The organism is Hydrogenoanaerobacterium saccharovorans, from assembly GCF_003814745.1.
GTDB lineage: Bacteria > Bacillota > Clostridia > Oscillospirales > Ruminococcaceae > Hydrogenoanaerobacterium > Hydrogenoanaerobacterium saccharovorans.
The window spans coordinates 498,518-512,513 of the sequence record NZ_RKRD01000001.1 but is presented as its reverse complement, the minus strand read 5'-3'; the positions used below and the strand labels follow the sequence as shown (position 1 = coordinate 512,513).

General features: G+C 45.3%; 9 protein-coding genes. 4 read left to right on the top strand and 5 right to left on the bottom strand.

Translation table 11 applies throughout. The features are described from left to right. Positions 1-6 precede the first annotated feature (6 nt). The 5 genes from EDD70_RS02400 to EDD70_RS02380 form a co-directional block, all read right to left on the bottom strand. Positions 7-1,269 (bottom strand): Gfo/Idh/MocA family protein, encoded by a 1,263-nt coding sequence (locus tag EDD70_RS02400; RefSeq protein WP_092753377.1) that lies wholly within the window; start codon positions 1,267-1,269, stop codon positions 7-9. 4 nt (positions 1,270-1,273) lie between these two features. Beyond that, positions 1,274-2,926: a DUF4091 domain-containing protein gene (locus tag EDD70_RS02395; RefSeq protein WP_092753379.1), complete on the bottom strand. Its 1,653-nt coding sequence runs from the start codon at positions 2,924-2,926 to the stop codon at positions 1,274-1,276. Positions 2,927-3,010: 84 nt separating this feature from the next. Further along, positions 3,011-4,621, bottom strand: coding sequence for an extracellular solute-binding protein (locus tag EDD70_RS02390; RefSeq protein ID WP_092753381.1), 1,611 nt, complete (start codon positions 4,619-4,621; stop codon positions 3,011-3,013). Between the two features lie 35 nt (positions 4,622-4,656). Then, positions 4,657-5,556, bottom strand: a complete 900-nt coding sequence (locus tag EDD70_RS02385; protein ID WP_092753383.1) for a carbohydrate ABC transporter permease — start codon at positions 5,554-5,556, stop codon at positions 4,657-4,659. A gap of 16 nt (positions 5,557-5,572) precedes the next feature. Next, entirely contained in the window at positions 5,573-6,514 is a 942-nt protein-coding gene (locus tag EDD70_RS02380) for an ABC transporter permease (protein WP_092754624.1), read from the bottom strand. Between the two features lie 267 nt (positions 6,515-6,781). Here EDD70_RS02380 and EDD70_RS02375 point away from each other — a divergent pair, with 267 nt between their 5' ends. The 4 genes from EDD70_RS02375 (at position 6,782) to EDD70_RS02360 (ending at position 13,922) form a co-directional block, all read left to right on the top strand. Beyond that, the gene (locus tag EDD70_RS02375) at positions 6,782-8,560 is read left to right on the top strand and encodes a cache domain-containing sensor histidine kinase (RefSeq protein WP_092753385.1); all 1,779 of its coding nucleotides are present in this window, start codon (positions 6,782-6,784) and stop codon (positions 8,558-8,560) included. Between the two features lie 21 nt (positions 8,561-8,581). Further along, positions 8,582-9,973: a response regulator transcription factor gene (locus EDD70_RS02370; protein ID WP_092753387.1), complete on the top strand. Its 1,392-nt coding sequence runs from the start codon at positions 8,582-8,584 to the stop codon at positions 9,971-9,973. Between the two features lie 384 nt (positions 9,974-10,357). Then, positions 10,358-12,109, top strand: a complete 1,752-nt coding sequence (locus EDD70_RS02365; protein WP_162840847.1) for an ATP-dependent nuclease — start codon at positions 10,358-10,360, stop codon at positions 12,107-12,109. Beyond that, positions 12,102-13,922 (top strand): UvrD-helicase domain-containing protein, encoded by a 1,821-nt coding sequence (locus tag EDD70_RS02360; RefSeq protein WP_162840848.1) that lies wholly within the window; start codon positions 12,102-12,104, stop codon positions 13,920-13,922. The genes EDD70_RS02365 and EDD70_RS02360 overlap by 8 nt, the downstream gene beginning before the upstream one ends. The last annotated feature ends 74 nt before the right edge of the window (positions 13,923-13,996 follow it).

The window sequence follows — 13,996 nt, the reverse complement described above, 5'->3', positions numbered from 1 at the left end:
TTCACCTCATGGATGGGAGAGAAACTTGCTCATCTCCGTTACGGTATGGCTTAGACGGGAACGCTCGGCTGCGAAGCACATAAGGTGGCTTTGCAATGATGCCCGGGCTGAGGATAAGCTATCCCCCCGCCCTTGTCCCTGTACCAATCGGACAAAATCACGCATGAGGCAGTAATCCCCGCCTCCGTGACCATAGTTGTTGCTCTCTTTAGGCGGTATGATATTAAATGTTTCAGGCTTATCCTCACCAAAACGGTGCAGGACTATGGTGTTTGCCCCCATATCGGCCGTAATTTGACCTTTGCTGCCCATGATTTTGATCTGACGAGCCGAATCGGTGGTAAAGGCCGTCATAGTAAGGCTAGCCACCGCACCACCCTCAAACTCCATGCTTACCACTTGACGATCCACCACATCGTTGTCGCAGTGGTAAACGCACCGACCATAGGGGCCTTTCTTCAGTGCTGTGACCCGACCATCGTATGACAGATCGGTGCTGATCATATCGGTAGGCCAGCCGATGTTGTGGGTAAGATACAGCTTGGGGGCATAGTAGGGGCAGCTCTCACTATGGGGGCAGCCATCCAAGCAACGGGCAGGCGCACCTTTCGGGGCGTTTTCCGGCGTGAAATGCCGCAGGCTGCCAAAGCTAGAAATCCGCTCGCAGTCACGCCCCATAAGCCATAAGATAATGTCGAGGTCATGGCAGCTCTTTTGTAAAATCATCGGGCTCGTCTCGGCTGAATTTCGCCAATTACCCCGAACAAAGCTATGAGCCTGGTGCCAATAACCGACGTTTTCAATTTGGTCGATGGAGGCCAGCTCTCCCACAAATCCGGCTGTGATAAGCTCTTTCAGCTTTTGATAAAAGGGCGTATACCGCAGCACATGGCAGACGCTGAGCACCCGTCCGGCGTTTCGGGCTGCCGCCTCAATGGCGCGGCATTCGTCCTCGGTGTTGCTCATCGGCTTTTCGAGTAAAACGTGATAGCCTTTCTCCAGTGCCGCCAAGGTGGGGGTGGTGTGCAAATCATCCAGAGTGCATACTAGCGCCGCATCTGCAAGGCGGTGATGCACAAGCAATGGCTCCCAGCTCTTGTATTGGTTTTCAGATAAAATACCGTATTTTTCACAAAACTGTATCCTGCGGCTTGTCTTGGGCTCTGCTACCGCTACAATTTTAAGCTCCTCCGGGTGCTCCATAGCGTAGTTAGCATAAATCTGCCCCCGGGCGCCAGCGCCCAGCAGAATGGCGGTTACCTGTTTCATTCTCTCATTCCTTCCAGTCGCTCAGAGCCTGCAAAAGCTCCTCATATACAGTTTCAAAAATGACAGGATCGTCGTTATAAGTGTAGTTGTTGGTAAATACCCTGCCCACCAGTTCGTCATGCCGGGCTTCGTCCTTTTGCCGCAGCAGCTTCAAAAGTTCAGCATCCTCCGCACCCCGGCGCTGTGCCTCCATCCGCATTCCCATCCATGGACCGTCTTTGCCGGGATAGACGATAAAGGAATCCCCGCAGGGGAAGTTTGTGCCAATTCCGGTGTGGTTGGGGCAGCTCGTGCCTTTGAACGGATCCATCTCCATTGGAAATTGGTTAAAACCCCAATGCAAAAAACCCGAAATGCGGTTTTTTGCGCAGCCCCAAAAAAGCAGCCTGCTTTTTAGTACCGCAAAATCCAAAAAGCGGTTGAGCCAATGCCCCTCAGGCCCACAGCACACATAGGTCCAAACCTCTTCTCCTAACCCAATCAGGTGGTCAAACTTTTCTTTCTGCTCCTCGTAACCGGGGGTGCCGGGCACCCAAATATCTACGCCGCCCCGGAATTCGGCAGAGGAAACCGCCTCAATGGTGCGCACGCCGGGCAGGTATTTGCGCAGAATGTTTACAGCCAGATAGTACTGCTGCTTACGTGCCTCAATGGTTTCGGGGCTTTTCGCATGAATATCAGGCTCGTCGTGAACGTGAAATACAACGCAGTTGTGCCAATTGTATTTTGTTAAGAAGGCTGCCAGCGCCTGCACAAACCGCACCGTAATGGTGTAGCCCTCGGTGGTATCGACAGGCACCTGAGGTGCCATAGCGCACTTAAAGCGGTCGGTATACATATCCGGCATTCCGCTTGGTAACCCCCCCCTTGACAACAACGGACCAATCTCCAGTTGCTGCATTCCGGAGCTAAAAAACGTCTCAATGATTGGGCGTAAGTATTCAAAATCAAAGGTGTAGGGCTCTCTGCCGGTCACACAGGTGTCATCCAACTCCAAGTAAAACAGCGTCTGGCGGGCACGGCGCATCGCCAGTGCATATTCTTTTAATACAGCATAGAATCCCGGGGTATCCCGCTCCACTTGATGGAACCGGCAGATGGCATCCAGGCTGAACCAGTTGGTTACCGAAAAGGTTTCAGCGGGGATGTTTACCGGATACACCTGTATGGTAAGGGTGCAAGTGTATATACCTTCGTCGGTTTCTATCGAAAGCAGGGCGGTATGCTCTCCTGCCACCAGAACCCTTTTCGGGTGAAGGCAAAAGTATACAGGGGCAAAGCCGTCTGCTGCTTGCACCATCCCTTCCGTTGCAGGCGCCAGACAGTCATACACCCAAAAGGGTGCCAACCGGGTGGCATAGGACGGCTTCTCAGTTGGGCGGCTTTCCAGCACCATTCCGCCGCCCTGTTCCACCCCGTCACCAGTGTTGTACTCCACCGGTACCTTAACCATGCGATACCATTGTGGCTCAAAGCTTTCACTTTCCAGATGAAGTTTTACTGCGTCCCCACAGGTTTTGAGCAAAACCTGAATTCCGCGCAGACCGTTTTGTGCAGCGGCCAGACGTAGCGAAGTCGGAAGAACCGAGCAACTGCTGTCCGGGTATAGAAATTCTTCCCGCGAAGTAAGGATGCCGTAAAATGTATGTTTCTCCATTTTTGTTTTTCCTTTCTGGTAGAAATATGGCACGAGCCCGGAAAAGGGCCCGTGCCATACCCATAGCTAAGTATAGTTTAGGTCTTATTTGCTGATGCCAGCTTTAGCGGCAGCTTCGTTGACTTCTTTGAGCATGCTCGACAGCCCCTTTACTTCATACTGAGCAATTAGGTCATCCACCATCTTATCCACAGACTCGGTGCCCATCATAATTTGCATCAGGTCATCGCTGGTATTATATACAAACTTATCCTTCAGCGGAGTGGAGAGGAACATAATGGCATCATAGTACTTGGACAGGGTACCGTTGTTCACCGCGTCCTCATGGCGCGCATCGTTCAGGGAACGGTATTCTGCAGGGTTGTTTGAGGGGAACGTGGAATTCCAGTCGCTGGGGTTCCACATTGCAAGGCTATTAATATTAGAATTAGGATTCATAAAAGGATATTTGTCAGCTAGCACTACGCCGTCTTTCATAACCGTCATGCGGCCGGAAATCTCATAGTCTTCACCTTCAATTCCGCAGAACACAAGGCGAATACCCTCTTCCGAGTACAGAAAATCGAACAGCCTACAGATAGCGGTCATCTTTTCGTCATCCACTTTGGAGGATATGTAGCTTTCAGACCAAGACTCGGTATCTACAAAATAGTATTTTTTACCATCGGCACCAGGATACAGCTTTGCAATACGTACGTCATCGAGGAATTTCCGCCCGTACAGGGTCTCGTAATCACGCCCAATTTGGTTATACAGCCATGCGGGGCCAGACCCAGCAAAAACCATAGCGGCACTCTGCCCCTGTAGAAACTTCTCCTTAGAGGTATCCAGCTTGGCAAGGGCAATATCCTTTTCAATGGTACCCTCTTTGTACATATCGCGGGCAAGCTGCATAGAGGCTTTCAAATCGCCGGCAAAATAGCTGGGCATAAACTGGCCGTCTTTTTCGACCCATTTTTTATCAATAATACCGCCGTAAGGATAAATAAAACCTCCTAGGAGCTGCGGCAATGCCTGCGTCATACCGCTAATTTTTTTACCTTCAGGGTCGGCCGCAATAATTTTCTTAATCATATCGCGAAATTCATCGTAGGTTTCCGGTTCTTTGGTGACACCGGCTTTCTGCGCCAAATCCCAACGGTAAACCACATTGCGATCCTGCACGCTATAAGAGATATCGCCATAGGTCTGGCGGGGAATCATATAATATTTACCATTCTGTTTTGCAGCTACCGCACGCTCCATTGTCAGATACTCTTTTAAATTTGGGTATGCGGACAAATCATCAGGCAAAGCACGGATAACGCCCTGTTCTACCCAGTTGAAGAAGAATGATTTACCTACAAAATCGCCACAAAAAATATCGGGCAGCTGCCCATTCGTGGCCCACAGCTGAATTTTCTGCTCTGCGTCATCCCAGGTTACGTTCTGAGCAACTAGACGCACACCAGTTTTTTCCTCGAGTGTTTTCAAAACCTTATCATTTTCGCCCCCGGATAAACCATCCTCTGCGCCCCAGATTGCAATGCTGATCTCTACCGGTTTTGAAGATTCGGCTGCCGCTGCTGAGCTTTCACTTCCAGCTTCACCCGCAGCGGGTGTGCTGGAAACAGGTTTGTCGCCGCAGCCTGCGAGCATGCCAACAGACATAACAAGCGCCATTGCCAGTGATAATACTCTTGTTGTTGTTTTCATGTAGATTCTCCTTTTTATTATTTTACCGTAATGACCTATTCCTTTACAGAACCGACCATAACTCCTTTGACAAAATATTTTTGAACAAAAGGATATACACACACAATGGGAAGCATGGTGATGATGATCGTAGCCATCTGGATGGACTGAACGAACACCTTACCCTGCGAACTCATAATGGACTGTGCCTGTGTGGCAAGCTGGCTGTTAAAATTCACCAAGACGTCCCTTAGGTAGATTTGCAGAGGCTTAATGCTTTTGTCGTTAATATACAAAAACGCATTCCACCATTCGTTCCAGCGTTCAACGGCATAAAACAATGCGAAGGTAGCCATAAAAGGCGCCGAAATTGGAATATAAATGCGTGTAAGCACTACAAACTCATTCGCACCGTCAATGCGTGCTGCTTCCTCCAGGCTGGGCGGTAGGCTGGCGAAGTAGTTTTTCATAATAATCAGGTAATAGGTATTAATCAAACACGGTAAGATCATTGACCAGATACTATTCGTCAGCCCTAAACCGCTTACTACAAGGTAGGTGGGTATCATACCGCCCGAAAACAGCATCGTAAACAAGATGACGCTTAAGATAATATTGCGCCCGACAAGACGCTTTTTGGAAAGAACATACGCTGCTGTAACCGAAAAAAGCATATTCAGTGCAGTACCTACAATGGTAACAAACAATGTTGTACGCAATGATTTAAAAAAGTATGGGTCATTGATAATGGTTTTGTATCCGGTAAGGTCCATGACATGAGGATACAAATAGGGTGTATGGGTAGCGTTGGCAATCGTGTTTGAAAGCGAAACAATAAATACATTATAAAATGGGTAAATGGTAATAACGGCCAGCAGACCAAAGAATATGTAAAGAAAAATTTCAAAGGGTGAAATGTGCCGGCGATTTTTTACAACCGATTTTGCAGTTTGCATATAAAATACCTTCTTTCTAGTACAAGCCCTCTTCGCCCGCTTTGGTCACAACCTTGTTGGCAACCGTAATCATAATAACGCCAATCAACGATTTTAAAAGTCCGATTGCCGTGGTGTAACCAAAGTTCGTACCTACGCTGAAAGACTGACGAAATACATAGGTGTCGATAATATCTGCCACCGGATAAACGGGTGAGGAGTAAAGATTGAATACTTGGTCAAACGAGGCCCCCCCCATAATGCCGCCGATTTGCAAAATAAGCATAATACAAACCGTTCCGCGAATACCCGGCCAGGTGATATGCCGCATTTTTTGCAGCCTGTTTGCGCCGTCTATGCTGGCGGCTTCGTACAGTTGAGGGTCAATACCCGTAAGTGCTGCCATATAAATGATTGAATCCCAGCCGAACTCCTTCCAGATGTTTGAAACCCAAATAAACGGACGAAAAGAGGTAAGCGACACCAGCGGCGAAACCTCAGGTAAACCCAGTACACCAAACAGCTGGTTGACGATACCGTTTGATGCGAACATATTAATCAAAATACCGGAAAGCACAACCCATGAGATGAAGTGAGGGAACGTAAATACCGTTTGAAAAAACTTCTTTGTTCGCGGGTGCCGGATTTCATTGAGCAAGATCGCCACCACAATGGGAACCGGGAAATGAAACAATAGCTTACCAAAACTAAATATCAGTGTGTTTTTGAATGCACGCCAGAATTCCGCATCCTGAAACATGGTTTTAAAGTGCTCAAAGCCTACCCAAGGGCTGCCCCAAAGCCCCATATCATATCGATAGTTTTTAAAAGCGAGTGTCACGCCGCCCATGGGCAAATAACAAAAGATTAAATACCAAACCAATACGGGTAGCAGCATTGCATAAAGCAACCAGTCGTTCTTCATTTGTTTCCAGATTGAATGTTGTAAATTCGTTGCTGTAGTTTTTTGTCTGTTCATTTTCTCACCTATCACTCTATTGCCATCCTATATCCCCGCGGATGGATGCCCCTCTTTTTACCCTTATTATACAATGCGGAGACTGCGATGGGTATGGACATTTTAAAGGTCTTTTTCATAGAAAAAATGGAATTATTTTATTTTTTTTATATAAATCGTTTAGTTTAAAAGGAATATGGAATTTTATTAGGGCACCACATAACATTTTTCCATATTTACCTAACGGCAAGCATGTTATAATAAAAGCAACAGAAAGAAGGGACTGCAGTGAAACTTTCCAAGTTTTCTATCAAAAAACAATTTAAAATTATTCTGGCTTGCCTGCTTGTGCTCTGCTTTGCTCTGGCTACAATCTCTTATATGGCATTGGACAACCTGATGGTGAAAAACGCTACAGCCTATGCCCGAAATACCGCCCAGAAATTTGATGACGAAATGCAGTACCTTTTTAAACGCATCGATTCTATCTTCACCAGTCTTCTGTTCGACCAAAATATAGAACGGCTGATGCTTTCGCCTTATACGGAGGACACACAAAGATATATCAACAGCACGCTGGTGCAGTTCTCGTCTTACTCCATCATGAATCAGGATATCAGTGATATTGCCCTAATTACGGACGAGCTGAGTTGGTCCAACTTTTTTGATTCCAAAACCCTGCTGAAATTCGCCCAGACAATAGGGGGCAAATACGGAACACAGAGTTTTGGTATCCAAAGCACCCCGCTTAAAATCAGTAACGCACCGGAAGGACAGCGGCTCGTTTTTGGGCGCAATGTATACGGTATGCATGACTCTGCCCATTACGGGGAGCATCTTGGCAGTATTGTCCTTTCCATCGACCCAGCAAAATCACCTATCTCGCTGCCTCGGGCAGAGCGAGGCTCTACCTCCTTCGTGCTTGCAGATTCCGACGGTGACATCTTTCCGTTTAACTGTTCTGCTGAAATCGGTGCGGATATTTTGGCGCAGAGCGGACAATTGTCTGAATTTTGCCAGGATGATACCTGTGTTCTTGAAACACAGGATTACTTGATTTATATCACGCCCGTACCCGATGCAGGATATTACATGATTAGTGCCATTGACCGGCAGGCACTCAACCACGATGTGATTCAGGCTTCGATCTGGATTGTATTGGTTGTACTGGCCGCATTTTCTATTTTGGTTGCACTGATGTACACCATTTTACGCAATATGGTCACTCCTCTGGAGCAATTCTCCCGCTATATTCAGCAGATAAAGGAATCCCCTTTGTCCGGCCAGTACAAAGAGCTTGTTCTGGATGGCTGCAGTGAGATACGCACCTTAAACCAGTCTTTTGCGGAGCTGTTGGAGGAGGAGGAACGGCTCACCGCCGAGTTATACGATGCTACCGTTAATCTGTATGAAACAAAGCTTGGGAAAAAACAGGCCGAGCTTGATTTTTTACGCAGCCAGATTAATCCGCACTTTTTGTATAATGCGCTGGAATCCATCCGAGATATCGCAGTTGAACAAAACACACCCGAAATCGCCTCCATCGCAGGCGCTATGGGTAAGCTGTTCCGTTATAACGTAAAAGGCAGCGCAATCGTACCCCTGAAGCAGGAATTTGAGATCACGCAGGCATATCTGGATATCCAACAGGCACGCTTTCCCGACAAACTGAACGTCATCTACAGCATACGGGAAAATGTGAAAGACGTGCCCATGATAAAGTTTTTATTGCAGCCCCTGGTGGAAAACGCTGTATACCACGGGCTAGAGCCAAAATCAGAGAAAGGCACACTGTTTATCGGGGCACGTTTGCAGGAAGAAGCTCTGCTCATTACAATTCAGGATGACGGCGTAGGTATACCTGAGGGGCAGTTAAAAACCTTGCGGGAACAATTAGCCGGCATGACCCGGGTGAACGATTTTACAGGGCGGCATGTGGGGCTGCTGAATGTACAGCATCGCATTTTATTGACCTACGGGGTGAAATATGGCATCACTGTGGAAAGCCAGGAAGGCATAGGCACTAGGGTTCTGCTCCGTATTCCCTATGAAGAAAAGCTCCAATAATGTGCAAAGGAGAATTGACCAATGTTCAAGGTAATGCTTGCAGATGATGAAAACCGAATTTTAAAATTTTTACAAACCTCTATCCCCTGGACACAACTTGGCCTGGAGGTAGCCACAACTGCAACAGACGGCAACGAAGCGCTTCGCCTTGCCCAAGAGGAATGTGTGGATATTGTGGTAACCGATATCCGCATGCCGGGGCTCGACGGATTGGAGCTTTGCCAAAGCCTCCATGAAATCAATCCGAACATACAAATTATCATTGTAAGCGGTTATGCCGATTTTGATTATGCAAAACGAGCCATTCAATTGCAGGTGCTGGGGTATTGCCTTAAGCCTATTATAGAAAATGAAATGATTGCGTTTTTGCGCATCGCGGTAAAAAATATACGCAAAGAAACCACTTTAAACGGCGATTCCTTGCTGGACAGCATTGAAGAAGGCAACGAGCATCAAATTGCTGAGATTTTTGAGGAATTAGGGGTGGCTGCCTCGCGTTACTATATTGCAGTTTCGGTGAGGGTACATAATATTGCCAAGCAACTCGGTGCGGAGCTTACCCTCAAACTCGGCAAACACAAATACCTGTATTTCTCCTCACGTCCACTGAACAGAAAAGCCGCCAATGAACTGATTTGCTATACAGGCGAAAAAGGCGGAATCGGCATCTGGCCTGCTGCTGTTGCGCCGGGTCAGTTAAAAGATGCTATTTCAGACACCACCATCATGGCATACCAGTTTTTTATTAGCAGCGCACCTACTGTGTGTGAAAAACTGGTAGAAGGGCCGCTTACAGATGACCTGTTCTCGCAGATGAAGCAGGCACTAATTGCGCCGGAACAGCTAAAAGCCTTTTTAGAAAAATTGCAGACGGCAAACTGTTCGATGTTGTTTAATCTGCGCTGTGCATTTCGGTTTTATAATTATATCTATTCCAGTAAACTGTTAGGCACAATTCTGGAGGCGGATGAGTATTATCTGTACGGATATGAACAGCTTGCTGTGGAGTACGGCTGCTTCGAGGATGTCCTTTCAGAAATGCTGAATACACTGTGCGTACCGCCTATGCGAGAAACACAAGATGCTTCCTCCGCATCCTCTTTTATGAAGATTATCAAATACCTCAATGAGAATTACGAGAAGGATATCTCGTTAAAAAAGCTTTCGGAGCTGTTCCACATGAACTCCTCCTATATAAGCCAGCTGGTTAAAAACGAAACCGGGCTCACCTACTCTCAGTATCTGACAGAACTGCGTATTGGAAAAGCAAAGCAGCTTTTGCAGACCACCAACCTAAGTCTCACCGAAATCAGCGAAGCCGTGGGCTTTAACGACTATTTTTATTTTATTAAAAAATTCAAAAAAGTTGTGGGTGTAACCCCAGGTAAGTTTGACGGTTCGTTACAACGTTAGTTCCTTGTGTAAGAAAACTAATCCAAATAATCAGAAATCTATCTAAAGTAAAACGGACAGGTTATGCGCTACACCTGCCGTATATTAGGACGAGAGACATTTTTGTTTTTTGAAAATAACAACCGCTGGTTTGTTGAAGCAAAAGGATAGACAGTGCAAAATAGCACTGTCTATCCTTTTGTAGCAATATGTGGAAATTTGTAGTATAATAATTCCATATAAAATATTCACATAAATATGTTTGGGTTAAGCAATAAATTATGTGTTATAGCAATACTGCGCAATTCACTTTTCAATTGCATTTTGTTTATTGAGAACAGTCAAACTTGTATTGTATTAGTATGTTGGCAGCAATCAAGAATTGAACATGTCGAGGAGGGGCTTATGAGAATTACTTTTGCGAAAGTAAGCAACTATAGAAATATTGATGGGATCGAAGTCACTTTTAACCCGGAGTGCAATTATATTATCGGTGAAAACAACCTCGGTAAAAGCAACTTTTTATCGCTACTTGCTACGGTTTGCAGCGGTAAAGGGTTTGATGAGAGAGATTTTTCTAACCCAGAAAAGCCTATAGAAGTAGAGTTGAATATCAAATTGCTTCCAAATGAATTTGGATTTTTCGGAGACAATTTTTCACCAGATAAAGCTTCACTGCTAAAAATCCGATATCAGCAAACGGTTATGGATGCATACCCTACTATTGTCAGTGCTGACTCCAATGAAAGTATCAATCCTCGCCAAGTGCGGAAAATCAACTTTCTTAAGTATGAGACCACCTCCGTGCCAAGCAAAGAGTTACGCCTTGACACACAAAAAGGTACTGGGCTTTTAATTCGCATGATAATTGAGCGGTTCAACGATGGTACAACGCCTGACTTCCTCAATAATGATCAAGTCGATAATCTAATGGAATTCATCAACGGATATCTCGGAAAAATTCGTAGTTTCCGAGACTATTCTATCAAGGCAACCGTTGCGCAAAACCCGGCAGAAATGCTCACAAGCCTGTTTTACTTATCAGACGGTGATAGGAAGATTGAAGCCACCGGCAGTGGCGTTCAGTACATGGCTATGGCATCCATTAATATTATGTGTCAAATAATGGATATGTATAAGAGTAAATCTATTTCGTTTGCCGACCTACAGTACACCGATTCTTCTGGTAAGAAACTGCTACCACTCGTCTTATCTATTGATGAGCCGGAAGTTCATCTCCACCCATATCTTCAAAGGTCGCTCATTGGTTATTACAAGCGTATACTGCGTAACGAAGATAGTGAGTTTGTAGACCTCTTGAAAAATTGCTTTAATATTGACGGCATTGATGGTCAGCTAATCATTGTGACTCATTCGACCGATGCCTTGGCTGGGGATTACCGCAACCTAGTCCGCTTCTATAAAGGCGATAATAAGACGGCAGTTATCAGTGGTTATGCTCTTCGCCCGATTGCAGGCGCAAACAATGAAGGGCACATCAAATCTGAAAACGAGAAACATCTTATCATGCATTTTCCGGAAATTAAAGAAGCATTCTATGCTAAGTGTGCCATTTTGATTGAAGGAGAAACGGAATACGGTTGCATTCAAGCTTTTGCTAACAAGATGGGCATATCGCTGGACGATTACGGAATTTGTGTAATCAATGCAAGAGGTGAAGGATCAATTAAGCCGCTTCGTCAGTTACTTAGCCTTTTTGCAGTACCGAGCATAGCCATTTACGATGGCGATGTTAAGGTAGAAGATACTGCGACCCCTGACGAATTTTTTACATCAGAACTATGCTTTGAGATAGAGATAGTGAATACACTCTACGCAGCAGGAAAAGCGAATATAATCAGGCAAATTGCTCTTGATATGGATAGTCAAGCTGCTGCTGTTGAATTGGATGTTGATTTTGTTCGTAAACATTTCAAAAAGATGGGTATTGAAATTACAGGCTACATACCAAAAAAATTAAGCGATGTGCGCGATGACGACAAAGAAGACTTTTGCCACATGTTCTCAGCGTGGTTTATGGCGAAGAAGGGAGTTCTCCTCGGTAGAATTGTTGGAGAAGCTGTTCCGGCAGTATACATTCCCACTTGCTACAGAAAAGCCATACAAAAAGCTCAGGAGGCGTCAGCAAGTGTCTAATACTAATCTTGAAAAAATCAAAGAAAAGATAACTGCCCAACATGAAGGTGATGAGAAGCAACTCGAAGTTATTTTTTCAGATAGTCCACGCCTGATAGTTGAAGCCCCTGCGGGATATGGAAAGACAACTACGATGATAAGTCGGATCGCCTACTTGTTTGCCTCTGGTCGAATCCCAAACCCCAAACGAATCCTTGGGCTTACTTTTAGTGTGAACGCTGCTCTAAAGGTTAAACGAGAAGTCGCAGGGAAATTGCCCTCGTTGCTTGGTTCGCAAAACAGCCCAGTGGCAATCGGAGAAAAGGTCACGGTTACGAACTACCACGGTTTCTGCAAAGGGATATTGAAAAAATATGGATACCTTATTTCGGACGCCTTGCGGAAGGATATTAATCTTTTTCGAGCTGTTGGCGATAGTGATATCGAAAAACACGCGAGTCTAAAAACGGCATTGACTTCTGCCGAACTTCAGAGTCTCAAAGCCGTAGGAACTGCCGTTAAAGAGGCTCGTGTTCCCAATGCTGAGACAATCCACGCATATAACGATATTGTCATTAAGAAACTACTTCCATTAGATTACGTTACCCATAATGCAGTCATCTTGTTTGTATTGGAAATTTTCGAGAATCACACAGAGGTCAAGAAGTTTTATCAAAACTATTACCCACTCGTTGTTGTAGATGAATTTCAGGACACAAACTGTATAGCATGGGCGTTACTCGAATCGGTTATTTCAAATCAGACGCAGTTGCTCTTCCTTGGTGACCCACTACAACGGATATACGGATTCATAGGTGCGCTTCCAGATATAATGTCCAAAGTCCTTGATGAACATGGAATGGCTAAAGTATCGCTTTCAAAGAACTATCGTTTCCGCAACAACCCTGAAATGTTAAAGCTTGATAAGAACATTAGAGCCAACGCTGCCTCTTGCTTCACACCAATTATCGCAGATGAGGATTCGGCAGACCTTCCTATATTTTGGGGCTTAACTCAGCAAGATGAAGCGGAGAAAGTTGTTGCTAAAGTCCAAGCGCTGAGGGGTGAAGAAAATGCAAAGATCGCAATCCTGTTCCGTGGTCGTGGTAAGAATGCAGAAATCGTGGAAGCCGAACTTGCAAAGAATAACATTCCGTATTTTTATGGTATGTTTACCGACGAAGACACTGACTATATTGAGTTCCATAATAAGTGCCAAGATATGTTTATTAGGCGATTTGGTAAGTCAAAGTCCATAAATAAAAAGGCTCTGAGGACATTCTCCGACAGCGTAAAGACTGCTTATGCAGCATCTACAGACAAGACGGTTGATTCTCTACTTTGGTTGCTTGATGCCCTCGTAGAAAAAGTAGCCGTTGATTATGCAGACCTTGTTCCAGAAGATAAGTACACTCTACTACTGGATATTTTCGAGAACCGTCAACTAAAGCAAGCGATGGAATATGTCGATTCGCAAGTAATTATTTCAACCATTCATGGTGCAAAAGGTCTGGAGTGGGATTTTGTAATCATTTGTGATGTTGAACAATGGGTATTTACTTTTACTTGCAGAGACTGTCCAAGTAAATTGACACAAAATAGCCCTGTATGCAGGCTCCCACAAAAGGTGCCTACACAAATGGTTGGAACGTTACTTGATGACCTTTGCGTGTTTTATGTGGCACTAACCAGAGCCAGAAGGCAAGCATTCATCTCCGCAAGCGGAGAACGCTATAATGCCCGTGGTCAAAAGTTTACTGGCGGGAAAATTTGTTGCTTTGCTTTAGTTAATGGTGTTACGCTAATTAACGCTGCTACAAACAGCGGTGATTGAATTTATCCTTTTGAACTTTGCAGTTTGTTTAATATTCTATCAAGGTAAAGATAAAGGGCTGAGGTTAATGCCTC